Consider the following 20,244-nt stretch of genomic DNA (forward strand, 5'->3'; position numbering starts at 1 on the left):
ACCACGCGCAGCACCCCCACCGGCGCCAGTCAGCCAACCGCGCCACCCGCGCCGGGCGCGAGTGGGGGAGTGGCTGGGGAGCGCCCGGCGCGGGTGGCGCGGTTGGCTGACTGGCGCCGGTGGGGGTGCTGCGCGTGGTGGGGCAGCGGGGAGTGCCTGGAGCGGCTGGGGCTTCCTGGTCCGGGTAACTGAGGCCCCTCAGAAGATCCCCGGTCCCGGGGTCAGCACGCCCGCCGGGTCGTAGCGGGACTTCCATGCTCGCAGGGACGGCCACTGGTCGCCGAAGTGGTGCTGCCAGTCCGGGGGCGTGAACGGGATCGCGCCGATCGGGTACGTCACTCCACCCAGCTCGCGGGCCTCCTCGTAGAAGCGGCGGTTCTCCGCGACCTGCCGGGCCGCCAGCGCGGCGTCGTCCGGGGGGAAGCGCAGGATCGCGACCAGGAAGGCGATCCGCTCGGCCGGCAGACGCACCAGCGGAGCCCGCACCCGGCCGGTGAAGACGGGGTAGAACAGCACACACCCGGCCTCGCCGAGATCCTCCGGCCTCAGCCGCTCCACCAGCGTGCTCAGGAAGTCCACCGCGGCCGGCTCGGGCAGGAAGCAGTTCCACCACGGGTGCGGGTGGAACCACGCGCCGGTCCCGGTCAGCAGCGCCTCCGCGGCGTCCAGCCGGTGCTGGAACTCCAGGAACGGCAGGTCCCCGCCCCCTTCGGAGTACGTCTCCAGGAACACCCGCCGCCCGGAGCCGCCAAAACGAACCTGCCCCTGCACGAAGTCGAACCGGTCCTCGGAGATGAACCGGACCTGATCGAGCGCCGCCGCCGCCACCGTGTCGTAGTCCAGCTCCTGACGGCGCACGTGCGCCGGTGCGGGGACCAGCCGCAGCGTGGCACGCGTGATGATCCCGCACTGGCCCAGCCCGCCCAGCACCGCCGCGAACAGCTCGTCCCCCGGCCCGCACGTCCGCACCACACCATCACCCGTGACGACCTCCAGCGAAAGCACCGTGTCGGTCTGCAACCCGTGCCGGAAGCTGGTCCCGCCGATCCCGCCGGCCGACAACGTGCCGCCCACCGACAACCCCAGGTAGTCGGTCAGCACCGGCGGCGTGCGCCCGCGCTCCCACGCCGCCGCGAGCACCGCGTCCCACCCCGCGCCCGCGTCCACCACGATCCGGTCGTCACCTGCTTCGTGCACCGCCGCCAGCGTGGACATGTCGGCCACGACACCGTCCGTCAACGCTTGCCCGTACCCGGAGTGACCGCGTCCCCGCGCCGCGACCGGCACACCGTCCGCCGCCGCGCTCCGGACGACACCGGCGATCTCCGCGGCCGAGCGCGGGCGCACCACGGCGGACGGCCGCCGCCGCACCAGGTGTCCGAAGTCGACGGACGCGTCGGAGACGTTCACCCGGCTAGTACCTCTGCCAGACCCCGGCTGGTTTCCGCGCGCCCACGCCCGGCTTGCCCCAGTCGCACACCCCGTCGGGGAACGCGGCACGCAACCGCCGCTGCTCCTCACGGGTGAAACCCACCGGGTAGTCGCGGAAGTCGATCGGCTTCAGGCGGCACTTCAGCGCCTCCATCGCCAGCCCCGAACCAGCCACCAGACGCGGGTTCGCGGCCACCGGGAACAACTCCCCGCACCGCCCGCCGGACGGGTAGGTCAACGGCTCCCGCAACCGCTCGGTCGCCGACACGTAACACCCGTCGGCCAGATCCGCGGGCCGGTTCGCCACCACCTTCTGCTGCGCCCCGCGCGGCGACCGGTCGTTGCCGATCGCCGTCAGCCAGCGGTCCATCGCGTCCAGCTCGTAGCGAGCCGCCACCGCCGCGTCGGCCGGACGGCTCGCGATGATCACCTGGTTCTCCGCCGTCCCGCTGCGCCGCAGCCGCTCCCGCATCACGAACGACCACTCGGTCGTGTGGATGTCGGCCCCGAACCCGGCCAGGTCCAGATCCGTGCGCTGGTCGATGATCGGCGTCGTGCGCAACCCCAGCGACGCCGAGTTGAACAGCCCCGACCGGTAGGCCGCCGACAGCGCCTTCGGATCGGCCGCGCTGCGCTGCGGAACCGGGGCGCCCGTGTAGTCCAGCCCGCCGATCGAGGCGTTCAGGTCCACGAACTGCGCCGCGGAGATCCGCCCCGATCGCAACGCCGCGAGCCCGTACTGCACCCCGGTGTTGTCCAGCGTGCTCCGCGCGAACCCGGTCCGCGGATCGCGCCCGAGCTGGTTCACCAGCTGCTCGTTGGAGTTGCAGATGACACCGTCCGGATTGGACACCGGATCCCACCGCTCCGGCACCGGGATCAGCGGGCTGCAGCTGCCGGTCGCCGTCGCGCGGTTGGCGAACGTCTGCTCCCACGACACGCACGTGCTGTAGGTGTGGAACCCGGCCACCGCCACCCGCTGCTCGGGAGTGAACGAGCTGCCCGGCCCGGCGAAGTACCGGTTGAGCAGGCGGCAGTCGGTGACCGGCCCGCCGGTGCTGAGCGGGTCGGGGTAGGAGATGCCGGGGATGATGCCGTCCAGGATGCCCGGGTAGTTCTCGGCGATGTCGTACTGCTGGATCGCGCCGCCGGACCCGCCCCAGCCGATCGTGTGCCGCACCGGCCCGTACGTCTCGGTGAAGTGCTCCTTGACCATCATCGCCGCCTCCGCGGAGATGATCGGGCTGCAGTTGTTGTCCAGCACGTTCAGGCTCGACGAGGCCACCGCGTAACCCTGCGACAGGAACAGGTCGTTGAGCACCCCGCCGGTCGAGGCGCCCTGGTGGAACCCGGAATTGCAGCCGCCGCCGAAGGTGTAGACGAGCCGTTCGTTCCAGCCGCGCTCCACGGTGAACGGGGACGGCGCGGTGCCGTCCGTCAGCGCGGCGATCTCGTAGACCGCGCGATCGATCGTGCCGCGTTCCACCCGCACGATGTAGGGCATCCCGTTGACCGAGGCGAGATCCGCCGGCCGGGACGCGGGATCGGCCAGCGGCCGGAACTGCCCGCCGGTCGTCCGGTACTGGTAGCTGACCCGGGTCGGCGCGGTGCACAGCGGCGGGGTTGCGGCCGGCAGCCCGTACGCCTGCGTCTCGCAGTAGAACGGCTCTTGCTGCCGCCCGGAGAACACCGGTCCGGTGATCGGGTGGTTGGTGACCCGCAGGCTCGCGCGGCCCCGCCCCGGCGCGCTCGCGACGATCTCGGTGGCGCCGTCCGGCAGGCCGTCGACCAGGCCCAGCAGTGTGTCGCCGGTCTGCTTGAACGCGCCGGTGACGTCGCGCCCGTTGGCCGTCACCCGCACGTCCCGTGCCGCCGGCACCCGGACCAGCACCTGCCCGCCGCTGACCAGGTCGGGGTGCGGGTTGGACACGGATTCCACGGTCAGCCGGGGCGGGGCCGCGACCGCCGCCGGGACGGTGAGCAGCGGCGCCGTCACCGCGGCGGCCAGCACCAGTGCACGCAACACGGGAGAACCCCCAGGCTCGTGCGCCACCTCCTCGTGGCGCTCAGGCCGGTATAGCACGGTGCCCGGTCAAGGCAAAAGTGTGGAACTGGGTTCTGTTCGATCACGCTCGAGCGGATTGTCCGAAGGGGCTGTGCAAGACAGCCCGATGTGTGTACGGTCCCTCCAAACCGAACCTGATTCTGTTTTACGCACCTGCGAAGAGGCGGTGGTCGCGAGAAATGGCGCAGCACGCTCCGTTGCTACGAGTGGACGAGCTGAACGTGTCCTTCGGCGGGTTGAAGGTCCTCCAGGCGGTCTCGCTCGAGGTGACCGAAGGGGAGGTGCTCGGCGTCATCGGTCCCAACGGCGCCGGCAAGACGACCCTGTTCAACACGATCTGCGGGTTCGTCCGCCCGGACTCCGGCACCCTGTCCTTCGACGGGCACCGGCTCGTGCCCCGGCCACACCGGCTCACCCGGCTCGGCATCGCCCGCACCCTGCAGGGGCTCGGGTTGTTCCCCAACCTCAGCGCGCTGGACAACGTCGCCGCCGGTGCCACGCACCGCTCGCGCACCGGCCCGGTCGGCGCGCTGCTCGCCTCGCCGTGGGCCGAGCGGCACGAGCTGCGGCTGCGGGACCAGGCGATGGGGATGCTGGAGCAGTTCGGCATCGCCGACGCCGCGCACCGCCCGTGCGCGAGCCTGCCCTACGGCATCCGCAAGCGCGTCGCGCTGGCCCGCGCGCTGATCAGCGAACCGCGCCTGCTGCTCCTCGACGAACCCGCGGCCGGGCTGTCCGCCGCCGAGACCGGCGAGCTGGCCGAGATCGTGCGCGGGTTGCGGCAGCGCACCACGGTCATGCTCGTGGAGCACCACATGGAGTTCGTGATGAACCTCTGCGACCGGCTCGTCGTGCTCGACTTCGGCGAGGTGATCGCCACCGGGACGCCCGCGCGGGTTCGGGAGGACCCGGCCGTGCAGCGCGCCTACCTCGGCGAGGCGGTGGCGGCCGATGCTTGAGGTCAGCGGCCTGGTCGCCGAGTACGGACCGGTGCGCGCGCTGCACGACATCGACATGACGGTGGAACGCGGCTCGATCACCGCGGTGCTCGGCGCGAACGGCGCCGGCAAGACGACGCTGCTGCGCTCGCTGTCCGGGCTGCTGCGGCCCAAGTCCGGGTCGGTGCGCCTGAACGACCGGGACATCACGCGTCACGGCCCGGAGGACCTGGTCCGGCTGGGCGTTGCGCACGTGCCCGAGGGCCGCGGCGTGATCGTCGAGCTGACCGTCGAGGAGAACCTGCGGCTGGGCGGGCTGTGGCGGCGGGACCGGGCGTGGCTGCGCACCGGCGTGGCGCGGATGTTCGAGCTGTTCCCGCCGCTCGAGCAGCGGCGGCACCAGCGCGCGGAGACGCTGTCCGGCGGCGAGCGGCAGATGCTCGCGATCGGCCGCGCCCTGATGAGCCGTCCCGACCTGCTGCTGCTCGACGAGCCGTCGCTCGGGCTCGCGCCGCGCACCGCCGCGCAGATCGTCGCCACGCTGCGCCGCCTGCGCGCCGAAACCGGTCTGACCCTGCTGCTGGTCGAGCAGAACGCGGGCACGGCGCTGTCGGTGGCCGACCGCGCCGTCGTGCTCAACGTCGGCCGCAAGGTCGCCGACGACGAAACCGCCCGGCTGGCCGCCGACGACCGGGTCCGCCGGGCCTACCTGGAGATGTGATGGGACGGTTCCTCGACTTGACGCTCGCCGGGCTGACCAGCGGCGCGGTGTACGCCGCGGTCGCGCTGGCCCTGGTGCTGATCTGGCGCTCCACCCGCATCGTCAACTTCGCGCAGGGCGGGATGTTGATGATCACGACGTTCCTGGGCTACACCGTGGTCAGCAACGGCGGGTCCTACTGGCTGGCGCTGGCCGTCGCGATCGCCGCCGGGCTCGTGCTCGGCGCGGTCGTGGAGCGGGTGCTGATCCGGCCGGTCGCCAAGCGGCCGCCGCTGGACGCCGTGGTGGTCACGTTCGGCCTGCTGGTCGGGCTGCAGGGCATCGCCGGGATGGTGTTCGGCGGCACCCCGCAGTCCTATCCGCCCGCGTTCTCGATCGCCGGGTTCCAGGCCGGCGGGCGGCAGATCCTGTTCTCGCCCAACGACCTGTGGATCGTGCTCGTGGTGCTCGCCGTGATGGTGGTGCTGGCGGTGGTGTTCCGCCGGACCTCGGCCGGGCTGCGGATGCGGGCGACGGCGTTCGCGCCGGAGGTGGCCCGGCTGCTGGGTGTGCGGGTCGGCCGGATGCTGACCGTCGGCTGGGCGCTGGCCGCGGTGGTCGGCGCGATCGCCGGGGTCCTGATCGCGCCGAGCACCTTCGTCAGCCCGACGGCGTTCGACGCGGTGCTGGTGTTCGGGTTCACCGCCGCCGTGATCGGCGGGCTGGACAGCCCGCCGGGCGCGGTCGTCGGCGGGCTCGCGCTGGGCCTGGTGCTCAGTTTCGTCTCGGGCTACCTGGGCCCGGACATCGTGACGCTGGGCGCGCTGGTCGTGCTCATCGTGGTGTTGATGGTGCGGCCGCACGGGTTGTTCGGCGCGGGAGCGAGGCGGCGGGTATGACGATGACGGAAACGCAGGCACCCCGGCGGGAGACGCCCCGGGTGCCGGTGTGGCGGCGCTCGACGTTGCTGCGCCACGGGTGCTGGGCGGTGCTCGGGCTGGCCGGGTTCTGGCTGGTGTCGATCGCGCTGGACCCGTTCGCGAACCTGCAGCTGGCCCAGATCGCCTACATGGCCATCGCCGTCGCCGGCCTGACGGTGCTGTCCGGCCTCAGTGGACAGATCTCGCTCGGGCACGGCGCGTTCGTCGCCGTCGGCGCCTACACCTCCGCGCTGCTGCTGGAGAACGCGGAGTGGAGCCTGGTGCCGGTGCTGATCGTGGCGACCGCCGGCACCGCGCTGGTCGGCGCGCTGGTCGGGGTGGCCGCGGCGCGGCTGCGCGGGCTGTACCTGGCCGGCGCGACGCTCGCGCTCGCGGTGGGGCTGCCGTCGCTGGCCGACTACCACGGCCTGCGCGACGTCCTCGGCGGCGCGAACGGGCTGATCGTCAGCCCGCCGGTGCCGCCGCTGTCGCTCGGCGAGACGTTCCCGCTGGAGCGGTGGCAGGCCTGGATCTGCGGCATCTGCCTGGTGATCGTGTTGTTCCTGCTCGCCAACCTCAGCCGCAGCCGGCTGGGCCGGGACATGCGGCTGGTCCGCGAGGACGAGGACGCCGCGGCCCTGTCCGGCGTGCACGTCGCCCGCACCCAGATCCTCGCGTTCTGCGTCAGCGCCGGTTGCGCCGGGCTGGCCGGTGGGCTGTTCGCGATCGTCAACAACCTCGCCGCGCCCGGGGCGTTCACGCTGGCCCTGTCGCTGTCGCTGCTCACCGCGGCGGTGCTCGGCGGGCTGGGCAGCCTCGCCGGCGCGGTGTACGGCGCGGTGATCGTGACGCTGCTGCCGAACTGGTCCACCGATCTCGCGCAGCAGGCCGACCTGCCGCGCGCGGTCTACGCCAACATCCCGCTGGTCCTTTATGGACTGGTCCTGATCCTGGTCATCCTGGCCTTCCCCGGCGGCATCCAGTCCGGGGTGCGCCGGATCGGCCGCCTGCTCCGCCGTAACCGCACGAACTGAAGGAGACGAGATGGTCCTGTCCAGACGCCCGCGCGCGGCGGTCGCGCTCACCGCGGCGCTCGCCCTCACGTTGACGGCGTGCGGCGGTGGTGGTGGCGGTGGCGGCAGCACGCCCGGAGTGACCGACACCGAGGTGCTGATCGGCAGCACCCTGCCGCTGACCGGCAACGCGGCGCCCGGCTACAGCGAGCAGGGGCCGGCCGCGAAGGCGATGTTCGACTACATCAACGCCAACGGCGGCATCCACGGGCGCAAGATCAACCTGAAGTACGTCGACGACGCCTACAACCCGGCGAACACGGTGACGCTGACCAAGCAGCTGGTGCTGGAGGACAAGGTGTTCGCGATGGTCGGCGCGCTCGGCACGCCGACCCACACCAAGGTCGTGGACTTCCTCAACAGCTCGCGCGTGCCGGACCTGTTCGTCGCGTCCGGCTGCACCTGCTGGGACCAGCCGGACCGCAACCCCTACACCTACGGCTGGCAGCCCGACTACACGGTCGAGGGCAAGATCCTCGGCGACTACGTGGCGAAGAACTTCGCCGGCAAGAAGGTCGCCTACTTCTACCAGGACGACGACTTCGGCGCCGACGGCATGAAGGGGCTGGACAAGTTCATCGACCAGAGCCTGGTCGTGGCGCGGCAGCCGTACCAGCCGGGCAACACCGACGTCGCCGCCCAGGTGTCGGCGATCGCGCGCAGCGGCGCGGAGGTCGTGGTGCTGGAGACGATCCCGGCCTACACCGCGTTGTTCAAGCTGACCGCGCTGAAGCTGGGCTACAACCCGCAGCTGATCGCGTCCAGCGTCGGCGCGGACCCGGTGACGGTGTCCGGGCTGCTGGAGAACTTCGCCAAGCAGAGCGGCGCCTCGGTCAAGGGCAGCGATCTGGTCGAAGGTCTGGTCAGCAGCGCCTACCTGCCGGCGAGCAGCAGCGCGGACAACTCGTGGATCCAGCTGTTCAAGAAGGTGCACGACACCTACATCCCGAACCTGCCGTTCGACGGCAACGTCATCTACGCGATGTCCTACGCCTACACGTTCGCGCAGGTGCTGCAGGCCGCGGGCAAGGACCTGACGCGGCAGGGGCTGATCGACGCGCTGAACAAGGGCGGGTTCGCCGGGCCGGGCCTGGTGCCGTTCCGGTACGGGCCGGACTCGCACGCCGGGTACACCGGCGGGCAGATCTCGACCATCCGCGGCGGGCAGCAGGTGCTGTCCGGCACGCCGCTGACCACCGACGGCGGCGACGGGCCGGTGGTGCCGTACACGACGCCGCAACCGGCGGCGCCGGCCAACGGCGTGCCGGCGGCGTGAGGTGGGCGCCGCGTCCCGGCGGGGCTCACGTCACGCCGGGACCGGCGCGAGCCGTGCGGTCCGGCACAATCGGGGTATGACCGAGGCCACCACCGGGAGCACGCGGGCGCAGATCACGCGCGCCGCCCTGCTCGACGCTGCCCGCGAGGTGTTCGTCGCCTCCGGTTACGAGGACGCCAAGCTGGTCGACATCGCCGACCGGGCGGGCGCCAGCATCGGCAGCCTCTACCACCACTTCACCGCCAAGTCGGACCTGTGGATCACCCTGTACGACGAGTACACGCGGCGGCAGCAGCACCGGTCGGCGCGCGCGTTCCGGAGCGCGCTGGCGGCGGGGGAGGAGGACGCGCTGCGGCTGTTCATCGCCGGTACCCGGGCGTACCTGGAGGGGTGCTGGGAGGAGCGGCAGCTGGCGCGGATCTTCCTGTCCGGCAGCGGGCCGGCCGGGTTCGGGCTGCTGACGCGGCAGCGGTTCCGCGAGTGGCTGCACGCGAACTCGACGCTGGTCAACGGCCACGAGCGGCCGCTGTCGGACATGCTGGTGCTGTGCCTGACGGCGATGGCGACGGAGGCGGGCCGCGAGGTCGCGGCGGCCCCGTCGAAGGCGAAGGCCCGCAAGATGATCGACGAGGTGCTGGAGCTGATGGGGCACCTGTACCCGGGCTCGGAGTGATCCCCCGGGACAGCGCCTGTCCCGGTCAGACCGGGGCGGTCTCGCCGGCTCGCCGGTGTTCCGCGGCTTCGAGGTAGCCGTGCAGGGTCTGGCGCGCCCGGAGGAGCGTGCCGATGTGGTCGTCCAGCCCGTGCAGCCTGCCGCGCAGGACTGCCAGCAGCTCGTCGCACGGCTCCAGGTCCGGCGCGGCCCCGCTGGCGCACGGCAGCAGCACCCCGATCTCCTCCGTGGACAACCCGGCGTCCAGCAGGTTCCGGATCTGTGTGACGGTTACCACGGCGTCCTCGCCGTACTCGCGGTAGCCGTTGGCGCCCCGGTCCGGTTTCAGCAGGCCCTGGGCCTCGTAGTAGCGCAGCTGGTGGGTGTTGACCCCGGTCCGCCTGCCGAGCTCGCCGATCAGCACGCCGGTTCCTCCTTGACCTTCATACCGGTGTGAACCCCGACCATCGTGCCATGACGAAGAACTCCGTGACCGTGCTCGGCCTGGGGCTGATGGGCCAGGCGCTCGCCGGTGCGCTGGTGCGCGCCGGCCATGCCACGACGGTGTGGAACCGCTCGCCGGCCAAGGCGGACGCCCTGGTCGCGCAGGGGGCGACCCGCGCCGGATCCGTTCGCGACGCCGTGACGGCGAGCCCGCTGGTGATCGTGTGCGTCACCGGCGCCGACGCCGTGCGGCAGATCCTCGACCCGGTGGCCGGCGAGCTCGGCGACCGCGTCCTGGTGAACCTGAGCTCGGGCACCTCCCGGGAGGCGCGGGAGACGGCGGCGCGCCACCCGGGCCGGTACCTGGACGGCGCGATCATGGCCGCCCCGCCCGCCATCGGCACGCCGGAGGCGGCCATCGTCTACAGCGGAGCGCGGGCGGCCTTCGACGAGCACGAGCAGATCCTGCGCGACCTCGGCACGGCGACCTTCCTCGGCGACGACCCCGCCCTGTCGGCGCTGCACGAGACGGCCGTGCTGGGCCTGATGTACGGCATCCTGAACGGCTTCCTGCACAGCGCCGCCCTGCTCGGCGCCGCGGGGGTGCCGGCGGACTCGTTCCTCCCGTTCGCCCGCGCGGGAATCGACACGGTCGCCGGGTGGTTGCCCGGGTATGCGCGCCAGATCGACGAGGGCACCTACCCGGCACTCGACGCCACCCTCGACACCCACCTGGCCGCCATCGAGCACGTCGTCCACGAGAGCGAGGACGCCGGGGTCGACGCCGCGCTGCCGGCGCTCGTCCGCGCGGCCGCGCGGCGCGCGGTGTCCGCGGGACACGGCGGCGACAGCTACGCCTCGGTGATCGAACAGTTCCGCGACAAGGAGCCCGCATGACCACGTCCTTCGATCCGCACCAGTTGCTCGCCGAGAGCCGGATCGCCGTCCTGGCGACCATCAAGGCCAACGGCCTGCCGCAGCTGTCGCCCGTCACGCCGTACTACGACCGCGACGCCGGCCTGATCTACGTGTCCATGACGGAGGGCCGGGCCAAGACCCGCAACCTCCGCCGCGATCCGCGCGCGGCGCTCGAGGTCACCAGCGCCGACGGCTGGGCGTGGGCGACCGCCGAGGGCAGCGTCACCCTCACCGGCCCGGGCACCGACCCGCACGGCCCGGAGGTCGAGGCCCTCGTCGACTACTACCGCGCGGCCGCGGGCGAGCACCCGGACTGGAACGAGTACCGCGAGGTCATGGTGTCCGACCGCCGGGTGCTGATGACGCTGAAGGTCGAGCGCGTCTACGGCGAGAAGATCCGCTGACGCCTCAGAGGTCGAGGCGGATCAGGCGCGTCTCGGTCATCGGCTCGCCGTGCGCGGCGGCGCTGCTCAGCAGGTCCCGGACCCCGGCGGGGAAGTCCAGTTCCACGCCGTGGGCCTGCGAGTACGCGATCCGCGCGTTGACCCCGTGCCGCTCGCCGGCGCCCCACTCCGGCCAGCGCGCCCGGGCGGCCGCCTCGATCGCGGCCCGCTCGTCGAACCCGCCGACCGCCTCGCGCAGCCACTCGAAGTACTCCCGCACGTCCGCGACCGGGTCGTCCGCCGCCGCGGTCACCGGGCCGTGGCCGGGCACGTACGTCGTGGCGCCGAAGGTTTCCAGCCAGGTCAGCGCCTCCAGCCACCCGGCGATCGACCCGGCGAGCGCCAGCGGCGTGACCCCCAGGAACAGCAGGTCGCCGGTGAACAGCGTGCCCGACTCCGCGTGCCAGACCACCAGGTCGCCGTGCGTGTGGGCGGGCCCGGGCGCCGGCACGACCGTCACCGACGTGCCGCCGAGGTCGAGGTCCCGCGGCTCGGTGACCGGGGAGATGCCGGACGGCGGGTCGATCGCGCCCCAGTCGCAGCTGAACAGGAAGTCGTACGTGTGCGGCCCGGACAGCACCTCGCCCGCGGCCGGCGGGGTGGCCAGGATCGTCGCGCCCGCGGCGGCCAGCCGTCCGGCTCCGTGGGCGTGGTCGCCGTGGGCGTGGGTCAGCGCGACGGTGCGGCGCGTGCCCGGTTCGAGGTAGGCGTCGATCGCGGTCTCCAGCCGCCGGTTCAGCGGCTCGGTCGCGAACGTGTCGATCTGCAGGGCGGCGTCCCGGCCGGTGACGAGGCCGGCGTTGCTGACGAACCAGCCGCCGGGCGGCTGGTGGAAGGCGATGACGCCGGGGTGCAGCGCCACCGGGTGCAGGTCTGGTCTGGACACGCGCCCCAGCATCCTCCCTCGGCGCGCGTGCGGGGAAGAGCCCTCCGGGACGAACACCTCGCCCCGAAGGGCTCATTCCATTGTGGACTTCCTCACTGCGGTGGCGGCTGTTCCTGCTGCCCGCGCGCGAAGTCCTTGGCCTTCTGCGACGCCTGGTCGATCTTGTCGGCGTGCTGACCGAAGCGGTCCTTGGCGGCCTCGGCCACCTTGTCGATGCCCTGGTCCGCCTTGTCCGGGTTCTTGCCCAGGGCGTCCTTGGCCTTGTCGAACATGTTCATGGCTACCTCCTCGGCGCCCCGGCTACCCGCCCCCGGTCGGCGAAAACGCCACATCCCCCGCTCGCGGGTCACTCACGTGAGCGGAGGTTTCAGCCCGGCCCGGTGTTGGATCGGTGTGGTCCACGGTGCTCGAACTGATTGGCCCGTTGCGGTCCCGGCACGATGATCGGCGCCGTGGGGCGCGTCGCCGCCGCGGTGGACGTGTCGATCGGCGCCGAGATCGAGAACGGTTACGGGGAACGGCCCGGGACGTGGCCGCGACGGGCACCGCCGTCCTCGACGCGGGTGCCGCCGGGATCAACCTGGAGGGCTCGCGGGCACCGTCGCGATCGTGCGGCGTTGACCTTGTCACTGTGTCAGCCTTTTACCGTCGCCGCATGAGTGGAGTGGTTGTCATCGGCGCGGGGCCGGGTATCGGGCAGGCTGTGGCGAGGCGGTTCGCGCGCGAGGGGTTGCCCGTCGCGCTCGTGGCGCGGACCGAACGGACCCTGCCGGGGGCGCGCAGTTTCGTCGCCGACAGCACCGACGAGCACGCCCTGCGGGAAGCCCTGGACGCGGCGGCCGCGGAGTTCGGCACGCCGGACGTGCTGGTCTACAACGCGGCGATCATCCAGCCGGACGCGCCGGGGGAGCTGCCCGCGCGGGCGCAGCTGGACGCGTGGGCGGTGAACGTCGGCGGCGCGCTGACCGCCGCGGCGCACGTCGCGCCCGCGATGGCCGCCCGGGGCAGCGGCACGATCCTCGTCACCGGCGGGATGCCGGAGCCCGACCCGCGGTACGTGAGCCTGTCGCTGGGCAAGGCCGGGGTCCGCACGCTCGTCGCCCTGCTCGACGCCCAGTACGGGGCCGCCGGGGTGCACGTGGCGTCGGTGACGGTCGCCGGGCCGGTCGCCCCGGGCACGGCCTTCGACCCGGACGACATCGCCGAGCACTACTGGGCCCTGCACACGCAGGACCGGCCCTGGTCGCTCGAGGTGGTCCACGACGGGCGGGCCAACCAATGGAACGCGGGCTGATCGGGGTGCGCGGGTGATCCGATACTGCAGCTCCCTCGGATCGAAGGAGCCCCGATGTGCGACCGCCCGGCCTCGCGCCGTTCCGCCCTGAAGATGAGCCTCGCCGCGGGCGGGGCGCTGCTGGCGGGGAGCACGCTCACCGCCGCACCCGCCCAGGCCGTGACCGGCGACCGGCTCGTCATGCTGGGCGTGGACGGCGGGCCGAAGGTCAACGCCGGCCGCGCCAAGCCCGCCCTCGCGCTGGTCACCGGCGGCCGCACCTACCTCGTCGACTGCGGTCTGGACACCACCCGGCAGCTCGTGGCCGCGGGGCTGACCTTCGCGTCGGTGCGCAACCTGTTCGTCACGCACCACCACCTCGACCACACCTCCGGGCTGCCGGACCTGGTCCTGCACGGCTGGACCAACGCCCCCACCGCCCTGAGCGACCTCGGGCTGTGGGGGCCGCCCGGGATGAGCCGCAAGGTCGCCGGCCTGAAGACCTTGTTCGGCCAGGACGTGGAGCTGTTCGAGACCGGTGGCGGGTTCCCGGAGTTCCCGCGGCTGCGGGCGCGGGACGTGTCGGTGGGCGCCCGGATCACCCACGTGATGGAGGACGAGCACGTCGTGGTCGACGCGACGCGCGTGTTCCACGGCCCCGAGGTGAAGAACGCCTACGCCTACCGGTTCACGCTCAAGCGCAGCGGCACACGGGTGGTCTTCTCCGGCGACACCGCCGCTCCCGACCCGAACCTCATCGAGCTGGCGCGCGGCTGTGACGTGCTGGTGCACGAGGTGCAGGACAACGACCAGGTCGACGCGATCGCGAACACGCTGCCCCCGGACCAGGGCGAGGCGCTGCGCCGGCACCTGCTGGAGGCGCACTCGAACGTGACGGACGTGCCCGCGGTGGCGAAGGCGGCCGGCGTGCGGACGCTCGTGTTCTGCCACTACACGCCGGTGCCGCAGCCCGCCTCCGTCTACCTCGGGAAGGCGAAGGCGGCGGCGGACGCGATCGGTTACCGGGGCACCATCATCGCGCCCGGCGATCTCGACGTGATTCCACTGTAGACCGGACGCCGATTCCGGGGCCGGTTTCAGGGTGTTCCCGGATGCCCGGGCCGCCGGGACCGAGCACCATCACCGGCATGATCCGGAGATCTCTCGTGCTCGCCGTGACGGTGCTGCTCGCGTCGGCGGCGCCGGTGTCGGCGGCGCCGAAGCTCGCGTTGCCCCAGCCCACCGGTCCGTACCGGGTGGGGGAGACCGCTCTGCACCTGGTCGATCCGGCGCGCGCCGACCCGTGGCGCGGCGGCCCGCGCGAGCTGATGGTGACGCTGCACTACCCCGCGTTGCCCGGCCCGGGGCGCCCGGCGCCCTACATGCTGCCCGGCGCCGCGGCGCACTTCGACGCGGTCACCGCCAACGGTTTGCTGGGTCTCGGCGTGCCCGCCACGGACTGGGCGTCGGTGCGGACCAACGCGCGCCGCGACGCCGTGCCGGTGCCCGGGCGGCACCCGGTGATCGTCTACTCGCCCGGGCTGGGCGAGCCGCGCACCTGGGGCACCGCGACGGCCGAAGACCTGGCCGGCCGCGGGTACGTCGTGGTGAGCATCGACCACACCTGGGAGTCGCCGGAGGTGGAGTTCCCGGACGGCTCGGTGCGGACCATGGTCGACCCCGGCGAGCCCGACGCGTTCCTGCGCAAGGCGCTCGGCGTGCGGGTCGCGGACACGCGGTTCGTGCTGGACGCGTTGTCGAGCCGCCTGGACGTGAGCCGGGTCGGCATGATCGGCCACTCGATGGGCGGGGCGGCCGCGGCGCTGACGATGGCGGCCGACCCGCGCGTGGTGGCCGGGGTGAACCTGGACGGGAACCTGACGTGGTTCGACGGCAGCCTCATGCCCCCGGCGGCGGACGGCCTGCACGGGCCGTTCCTGCTGGTCGGCAAGGACGGCGAGACCGACACCGGCCCCGGCTGGACGGCCTTCCTCGCCGCGACGCACGGCTGGGCGCGGCAGCTGAAGCTGCTCGGCTCGGAGCACGCGTCCTTCACCGACGCCGCGGCCCTGCTGCCGCAGCTGGGCGTGCCGCTGGGCACCCTCCACCCGGCGACGGCCGTGCGCACCCAGCGCGCGTACGTGGCGTCGTTCTTCGACCGGTGGCTGCGCGGCCGCGACGACCACCTGCTGGACGGCCCGTCGCCGCGTTACCCGGAAATGGTGTTCCCGCGCGGCAGCTCCTGAGCCAGGATGAGCCGATGCTGGCCGATCACTTCCCGCTGCTCGCGCTCCGCGTGCGGACCCCACGGCTCGAACTGCGGCTGCCCGCGCCCGACGAGCTCGCCGAGCTGGCCGAACTCGCCGCCGAGGGGATCCACGATCCGGGCGCGATGCCGTTCCTCGTCCCGTGGACCGACCAGGAACCGGGGCTCGTGGCGCGGTCGCTCGTGCAGTTCCACTGGCTCCGGCTGGGCAGCTGGAGCCCGGACGACTGGGGCCTGGACCTCGTCGTCTTCCGCGACGGCCAGGTGGTCGGCCAGCAGAGCGTGAGCGCGAAGCGGTTCGCCATCACCCGCGAGGTGCACACCGGCTCGTGGGTCGGCCGGCGGCACCAGGGCCAGGGCATCGGCACCGAGATGCGCCGCGCGGTGCTGCACCTGGCCTTCGCCGGGCTCGGCGCGGAGGAGGCGGCGTCCGGCGCGTTCGAGGACAACGCCGCTTCGCTCGCCGTGTCGCGCAAGCTCGGCTACCGGCCGGACGGCGTCGCGCGGCACGTGGTCCAGGACAAGCTGGCGGTGGAGCACAGGCTGCGCCTCAGCCGCGACGCGTGGCGCGACGAGATCCCGGTGACGATCGAGGGTTTGCCGCCCTGCCTGCCGCTGTTCGGGATCTAGAGTCGGCGGGTGCGTGTGGCGGAGTGGGCGGCCCGCTGGGTGCCGCCGGGGGCGGTGGCCGCGACGACCGCGCACGCGCCCAGCAGGGGAAGCAGCCGGTCCCGCCCTCGCGCGACGACGTGGAGCACCAGCGCGGTGGCGGCGAAGGGATCCCAGAGCACCCCGAGGAACGCGGCCGCCGACGACACCACCAGCACCGGGACCGGCCACCGCCGCTGGAGCAGCACGGCGAGCCCGAGCACGATCGCGACCGCCACCGGCCCGCCCAGCCGCCAGCCGGTGTCGTCGCGCAGCAGGTTGCCCCGACGGCGATGTCCACGGCGACCAGGAGCGCGGCCGAAAGAGCGGCGGTGGCTCGTGTCCGCCACGGGGAAGGGCGCATTTCCGTGAGGCAGGCACGTCCGCCCAGGGCGGTCATCCCTCGGTCCGATGGCGCCCGAGCGATATCGGGATGGCGGTCGCGCCCTGGGCGCGGTGATGGTCGGAAGCGCGGTGCTCGTGGCGGTCCGGGCTGCGGCCCGCGATATCCGGCCGGTGCGGTCCCGCGGCGGTCATACCCAGGTCCGACCCCGCCGCCGGAACTGTCCGCCCTGGCCCGATTCGCCGCGGACGGGCGCTGGCAGGTTCGCCCCATGACTCGTGAACTGCGCTGGATCGGTGGTCCGGCGATGATCGCCGCGCCGTTGTCGTTGCTCGCCGGGATGCTGCTGCTGTGCCCGGCGGTGCTCGCGTTCGCCGCGCGGGCCGGGACCGGCTGGGGTGCCTGCGGCGCGGTTCTCGTCGTGACCAGGCTCTTCGGGCGGGTCTGCCACGCCGGGTTCGACCAGGCCGCCCTCGCCCGCCATCGCGGCGCCGGGTTCGTCGGCGACGCCTACGGGGACCCGCACCTGTTCAGCTACCTGACGTTCACGATCCTGCTCGGCTGGCCGGTGCTCGCGTTCGCCGCCTGGCGGGCGCGCGTGCTGCACCCGGTCCAGGCCCTCGGGCTGGCGGCGACGGCGGCCCTGCCGCTCGGCGTGCTGAAGGGGACCACCGCGCTGTCCCTCGTCGCGGTGGCGGGCCTGGGCGTGGCGCTCGTGCCGGAGGGGTCCGCCTGCTCCGCTCCGCGCCGCGGCCGGACCTCCGGCTGGTGGCCGCCGCGGTGCCGGTCGTGGGGCTGCTCGCGTACGTGAGCACACTGGGGTGAGCGTTTCCCGGCCCGGCGCCCTGGGCAATCCGCCCGGTATGGCCAAGGTTCTCGTGCTCGATGTGGACGGCACGCTGGTGGACACGAACTACCACCACGCGCTCGCGTGGTTCCGCGCCTTCCGCGGCCACGGCGTGACCGTGCCGGTGTGGCGCCTGCACCGCGCCATCGGCATGGGCGGTGACCAGCTGGTGCCCGAGGTCGCCGGGCCGGAGGTCGAGGACTCCTGCGGCGACGACGTCCGCGCCAAGTGGAAGGAGCTGGTCGACGGGATGCTGCCCGAGGTGTGCGCGCTCGACGGCGCCCACGAGCTGCTCCAGGCCGCCCACGACGCCGGCTACCGGGTGGTGCTGGCCAGCTCGGGCAAACCGGACCACGTCGACCACTACCTCGACCTGATCGACGGCCGCGAGCTGGCCGGGGACTGGACCAGCTCCCAGGACGTCGAGGCCACCAAACCGGAACCGGACCTGCTGGAGGTCGCGCTGGAGAAGGTGCGGGGCGAGCAGGCCGTGGTGATCGGCGACTCGGTCTGGGACTGCGTCGCCGCCGGGCGCATCGGCCTGCCGTGCGTCGGCCTGCTCACCGGCGGGTTCTCCGCCGCCGAGCTGACCGAGCACGGGGCCGCGCGCACCTTCGCCGACCTGCACGAACTCCGCGCGAGCCTGGACGACCTGCCGTTCGGATCGACCCCGCGCTGAGGTTACGGCCGCAGGTGGGCGGGCACGTCGTCGAGCGCGACGCGGGTCTGGTCGCCGGACGCCATGTCCCGCACGGTGACCTCGCCCGCCTCCTGCTCGGCCGGGCCGTAGATCAGGACCGTGCGCGCGCGCTGGTCGTTGGCCCACTTCAGCTGGCGCGCGAGCTTGCCGGAGGTGCCCAGGTAGACGCCGGTGCGCAGGCCGCGCGCACGCAGCCGGTTCGCCAGCCGCAGCACCTCGTCCTCGGCGCCGAGGACGGTGAGCGCGACGTCCAGGCCACCGGTTTCGGCGTCGGCCGCGGCCTGTCCGGCGAGGATCCGCTCCAGGCCGATCGACCCGCCGCAGGCCGGCATGTCCGGGCCGCCGAGCTTGGCGACGAGCCCGTCGTAGCGGCCGCCGGAGGAGATCGAACCCGGGTAGCCGGCGGCGCTGACCTCGAAGATCGGGCCGGTGTAGTAGTCCAGGCCGCGCACCATCCGCGGGGTGAACACGACCCGGCCGGACGGCAGCCCGGCGGTGAGCTCCAGCAGCTTGTCGACCTCGGCGAGGCCGGCGCGGCCGCGTTCGGTGGTGTCGAGCTGCTTGCGGATCCGGTCGGTGTCGGCGGCCACCACGTCGCCGACCAGGCTTTCCGCGGTGCCGGTCGCCAGGCCGCGGTCGGCCAGCTCGGCGATCACGGCGTCCGGCGTGGCCTTGTCCAGCTTGTCCAGGCTGCCGAGCACCTTGGCGCCGGCCTCCTCGGGGATGCCGTAGGCCTCCAGCAGGCCGTGCAGCGCCTGGCGGCTGTTGACCAGGAAGCGAAAGTCCTCGACGCCCAGCGCGATCAGGGCGTCGTTGATCGCCCACAGCGTCTCCGCGTCGGCCAGCGGGGACGACGAGCCGACGGTGTCCAGGTCGCACTGGACGAACTCGCGGAAGCGGCCCTGCGCGGGGCGGTCGGCGCGCCACACCGGGCCGATCACGTAGCGCTTGTAGGGCGCGGGCAGCTTGCTGCCGTAGGTGCCGATGACCCGGGCGAGCGGCACGGTGTGGTCGTAGCGCAGCGCCAGGTCGGCCTCGCCGGAGGCTTCGTGCACGCCGCGTTTGAGGATCTTGAAGATCAGGGCCGATGCGTCGTCGCCGAGCTTGCCCGCGAAGACCTCGAGGCGTTCGAAGGCCGGGGTCTCCAGGGGGTCGAAGCCGTAGCGCTCGAAGACGGCGCTGACGGTGTCGAACGCGGCCTTCCGGCGACGCACGTCGTCGGCCAGGAAGTCGCGGGTACCTGAAGGTGGCTCGGCGGCCTTCGCCATGAATCGGTCCTTTGCTGGTCGGGTGCGCCTGCCATTGTCCCGCGCCGGCGCGGGCGGCCGCGCACGACCCCTGGGCAGACGGAAGCCCCGGCCCGCCGAGGGGGAGGTGGGCCGGGGCTTCCTGCTCCATCCGACGGCACCCCTGCGTCCACCGGATTGCGACTCCGGCGCCTGGCTACCCCGGCCGCCGAGCGGGTAAACCGCCGATGCGGGAAAAAATCACCGGCGGCCGGTTTCTGGGATGATCGGGTTCCATGACGACGCCGACGACCCCGTCCGCCCTGATCATCGAGCCGGCGCGGGTGGTGCTGCGCGAGGACGTCGAGCGGTTCCTGGGCCAGGCCGGCGAGCCCCACGATGCGGACGAGCCGGTCCGTCGCCTCGTCCGCGATGACGTAGCTGTCCGGACGCGCGAGGAGCACGGCGCGCACCAGACGCTCGCCGTCGCCGCGTGGCGGGAGTTCCGGGCCTCGTGACGGGACGCGACGCACGGCGGATCGACGTGTCACGCCTGCCGGCGGATGTCGTGGCACTCATCGACGCCCTGGAGCCGGGCGAGGACCTCGTGATCACGCGGAACGGTGAGGCGGTCGCGACGATCTCCAGCACGCTCGGCGCGCCCGGTTCCCGGGGCTCCGCCGGCCCGGCGGCCGAGGGTGAGGTGATGGTGGTCGCCACGGCGATGCGGCTGTCGGAGTCGGCGCGGGCGTCGCTGTCGGCCGAGCTCGGCACGGACTACATCGTGATCGACATGCACGCGGCACCACCGACGGCCGACGTGCTGCTGGTGCCGCCGGTGAGCCCGCAGCTGATCGGCAACCTCCGGAGGTCGTTCCCGCGGGCGCGCGTGGTGGTGGCCGAGATCGAGGACGCCGAGCTGGGCGTCAGCTACGAGGGCCCGGTCCGGCGAATGCTCAACGCCGGGGCGACGACGTACCTCCCGTCGACGACGATCCCCCGCCTGGCACACCAACTCGACCGGACGATCACCGAGGAACGCCAGCTCACGGGCGGGACCCGGCCCCGGCGGGAGATCGATGCGCCGCCGGGGCCGCCGCCTTCGCCGGCCTGATCCCGCTGCCCGGGGTGGCGGAGGATCACGGGCGTGGCGGCGTGGTGGCCGTGCCGGGGTGAGCCTGGTGGGGTGGTGGTG

The 20,244-nt window shown here is 73.2% G+C and carries 23 protein-coding genes; 16 read left to right on the plus strand and 7 right to left on the minus strand.

Annotation, left to right across the window (positions count from 1 at the left end; genetic code table 11):
• Positions 1-198: 198 nt before the first annotated feature.
• Both D0D15_RS31215 and D0D15_RS31220 read right to left on the minus strand, forming a co-directional pair.
• Positions 199-1,410, minus strand: coding sequence for an FAD-binding protein (locus D0D15_RS31215; protein WP_158224405.1), 1,212 nt, complete (start codon positions 1,408-1,410; stop codon positions 199-201).
• Between the two features lie 4 nt (positions 1,411-1,414).
• Entirely contained in the window at positions 1,415-3,457 is a 2,043-nt protein-coding gene (locus D0D15_RS31220) for a DUF6351 family protein (protein WP_115944965.1), read from the minus strand.
• A gap of 218 nt (positions 3,458-3,675) precedes the next feature.
• Between D0D15_RS31220 and D0D15_RS31225 the strand changes: the two genes are divergently transcribed.
• The 6 genes from D0D15_RS31225 to D0D15_RS31250 all read left to right on the plus strand — a co-directional run bounded on the left by D0D15_RS31225 (position 3,676) and on the right by D0D15_RS31250 (position 9,076).
• Positions 3,676-4,455, plus strand: coding sequence for an ABC transporter ATP-binding protein (locus D0D15_RS31225; protein WP_094004813.1), 780 nt, complete (start codon positions 3,676-3,678; stop codon positions 4,453-4,455).
• Entirely contained in the window at positions 4,448-5,155 is a 708-nt protein-coding gene (locus D0D15_RS31230) for an ABC transporter ATP-binding protein (RefSeq protein WP_094004814.1), read from the plus strand. Before D0D15_RS31225 ends, D0D15_RS31230 begins: the two co-directional genes overlap by 8 nt.
• On the plus strand, positions 5,155-6,033 hold the full coding sequence (locus D0D15_RS31235; RefSeq protein ID WP_094004815.1) for a branched-chain amino acid ABC transporter permease: 879 nt from the start codon (positions 5,155-5,157) through the stop codon (positions 6,031-6,033). The genes D0D15_RS31230 and D0D15_RS31235 overlap by 1 nt, the downstream gene beginning before the upstream one ends.
• Complete coding sequence (locus tag D0D15_RS31240; RefSeq protein WP_115944966.1) at positions 6,030-7,088, plus strand: branched-chain amino acid ABC transporter permease; 1,059 nt, start codon at positions 6,030-6,032, stop codon at positions 7,086-7,088. Before D0D15_RS31235 ends, D0D15_RS31240 begins: the two co-directional genes overlap by 4 nt.
• A 10-nt stretch (positions 7,089-7,098) precedes the next feature.
• Positions 7,099-8,403, plus strand: coding sequence for an ABC transporter substrate-binding protein (locus D0D15_RS31245; RefSeq protein WP_094004817.1), 1,305 nt, complete (start codon positions 7,099-7,101; stop codon positions 8,401-8,403).
• Positions 8,404-8,479: 76 nt separating this feature from the next.
• A complete protein-coding gene (locus D0D15_RS31250) occupies positions 8,480-9,076 on the plus strand; it encodes a TetR/AcrR family transcriptional regulator (RefSeq protein ID WP_094004818.1) in 597 nt (198 codons plus the stop codon).
• 25 nt (positions 9,077-9,101) lie between these two features.
• On the opposite strand, the gene D0D15_RS31255 is transcribed toward D0D15_RS31250, so the two are convergent.
• Positions 9,102-9,479: a MerR family transcriptional regulator gene (locus tag D0D15_RS31255; RefSeq protein WP_094004819.1), complete on the minus strand. Its 378-nt coding sequence runs from the start codon at positions 9,477-9,479 to the stop codon at positions 9,102-9,104.
• Positions 9,480-9,529: 50 nt separating this feature from the next.
• Between D0D15_RS31255 and D0D15_RS31260 the strand changes: the two genes are divergently transcribed.
• Positions 9,530-10,396, plus strand: coding sequence for an NAD(P)-dependent oxidoreductase (locus D0D15_RS31260; RefSeq protein ID WP_094004820.1), 867 nt, complete (start codon positions 9,530-9,532; stop codon positions 10,394-10,396).
• On the plus strand, positions 10,393-10,821 hold the full coding sequence (locus D0D15_RS31265; protein ID WP_094004821.1) for a PPOX class F420-dependent oxidoreductase: 429 nt from the start codon (positions 10,393-10,395) through the stop codon (positions 10,819-10,821). Before D0D15_RS31260 ends, D0D15_RS31265 begins: the two co-directional genes overlap by 4 nt.
• A gap of 4 nt (positions 10,822-10,825) precedes the next feature.
• Here D0D15_RS31265 and D0D15_RS31270 read toward each other — a convergent pair whose 3' ends face one another.
• Positions 10,826-11,746, minus strand: coding sequence for an MBL fold metallo-hydrolase (locus tag D0D15_RS31270; protein WP_208646205.1), 921 nt, complete (start codon positions 11,744-11,746; stop codon positions 10,826-10,828).
• Positions 11,747-11,838: 92 nt separating this feature from the next.
• Positions 11,839-12,024 (minus strand): antitoxin, encoded by a 186-nt coding sequence (locus D0D15_RS31275; RefSeq protein WP_094004823.1) that lies wholly within the window; start codon positions 12,022-12,024, stop codon positions 11,839-11,841.
• Positions 12,025-12,401: 377 nt separating this feature from the next.
• On the opposite strand from D0D15_RS31275, the gene D0D15_RS31280 reads away from it, so the two are divergent.
• The 4 genes from D0D15_RS31280 to D0D15_RS31295 all read left to right on the plus strand — a co-directional run bounded on the left by D0D15_RS31280 (position 12,402) and on the right by D0D15_RS31295 (position 15,915).
• Positions 12,402-13,040: an SDR family NAD(P)-dependent oxidoreductase gene (locus D0D15_RS31280; RefSeq protein WP_115944968.1), complete on the plus strand. Its 639-nt coding sequence runs from the start codon at positions 12,402-12,404 to the stop codon at positions 13,038-13,040.
• 54 nt (positions 13,041-13,094) lie between these two features.
• On the plus strand, positions 13,095-14,090 hold the full coding sequence (locus D0D15_RS31285) for an MBL fold metallo-hydrolase (protein ID WP_094004825.1): 996 nt from the start codon (positions 13,095-13,097) through the stop codon (positions 14,088-14,090).
• Positions 14,091-14,167: 77 nt separating this feature from the next.
• Positions 14,168-15,265, plus strand: coding sequence for an alpha/beta hydrolase family protein (locus D0D15_RS31290; protein WP_094004848.1), 1,098 nt, complete (start codon positions 14,168-14,170; stop codon positions 15,263-15,265).
• A gap of 14 nt (positions 15,266-15,279) precedes the next feature.
• On the plus strand, positions 15,280-15,915 hold the full coding sequence (locus tag D0D15_RS31295) for a GNAT family N-acetyltransferase (protein ID WP_094004826.1): 636 nt from the start codon (positions 15,280-15,282) through the stop codon (positions 15,913-15,915).
• Here D0D15_RS31295 and D0D15_RS31300 read toward each other — a convergent pair.
• A complete protein-coding gene (locus D0D15_RS31300; RefSeq protein ID WP_143266170.1) occupies positions 15,912-16,283 on the minus strand; it encodes a hypothetical protein in 372 nt (123 codons plus the stop codon). The two genes, D0D15_RS31295 and D0D15_RS31300, sit on opposite strands and share 4 nt — an antisense overlap.
• A gap of 264 nt (positions 16,284-16,547) precedes the next feature.
• Between D0D15_RS31300 and D0D15_RS31305 the strand changes: the two genes are divergently transcribed.
• A complete protein-coding gene (locus D0D15_RS31305; RefSeq protein WP_233157180.1) occupies positions 16,548-17,087 on the plus strand; it encodes a hypothetical protein in 540 nt (179 codons plus the stop codon).
• A gap of 52 nt (positions 17,088-17,139) precedes the next feature.
• Complete coding sequence (locus D0D15_RS31310; protein ID WP_094004828.1) at positions 17,140-17,802, plus strand: HAD family hydrolase; 663 nt, start codon at positions 17,140-17,142, stop codon at positions 17,800-17,802.
• 2 nt (positions 17,803-17,804) lie between these two features.
• On the opposite strand, the gene hisS is transcribed toward D0D15_RS31310, so the two are convergent.
• Positions 17,805-19,091, minus strand: a complete 1,287-nt coding sequence (gene hisS / locus D0D15_RS31315; protein WP_115944969.1) for a histidine--tRNA ligase — start codon at positions 19,089-19,091, stop codon at positions 17,805-17,807.
• Positions 19,092-19,345: 254 nt separating this feature from the next.
• Between hisS and D0D15_RS31320 the strand changes: the two genes are divergently transcribed.
• Both D0D15_RS31320 and D0D15_RS31325 read left to right on the plus strand, forming a co-directional pair.
• A complete protein-coding gene (locus tag D0D15_RS31320; protein ID WP_094004830.1) occupies positions 19,346-19,567 on the plus strand; it encodes a hypothetical protein in 222 nt (73 codons plus the stop codon).
• Positions 19,564-20,163 carry a hypothetical protein gene (locus tag D0D15_RS31325; RefSeq protein WP_094004831.1) on the plus strand — a complete coding sequence of 200 codons (600 nt, stop codon included), beginning with the start codon at positions 19,564-19,566 and terminating at the stop codon, positions 20,161-20,163. Before D0D15_RS31320 ends, D0D15_RS31325 begins: the two co-directional genes overlap by 4 nt.
• Positions 20,164-20,244: the final 81 nt, after the last annotated feature.

Source organism: Amycolatopsis thermalba (genome assembly GCF_003385215.1).
GTDB classification, from domain to species: domain Bacteria; phylum Actinomycetota; class Actinomycetes; order Mycobacteriales; family Pseudonocardiaceae; genus Amycolatopsis_E; species Amycolatopsis_E thermalba.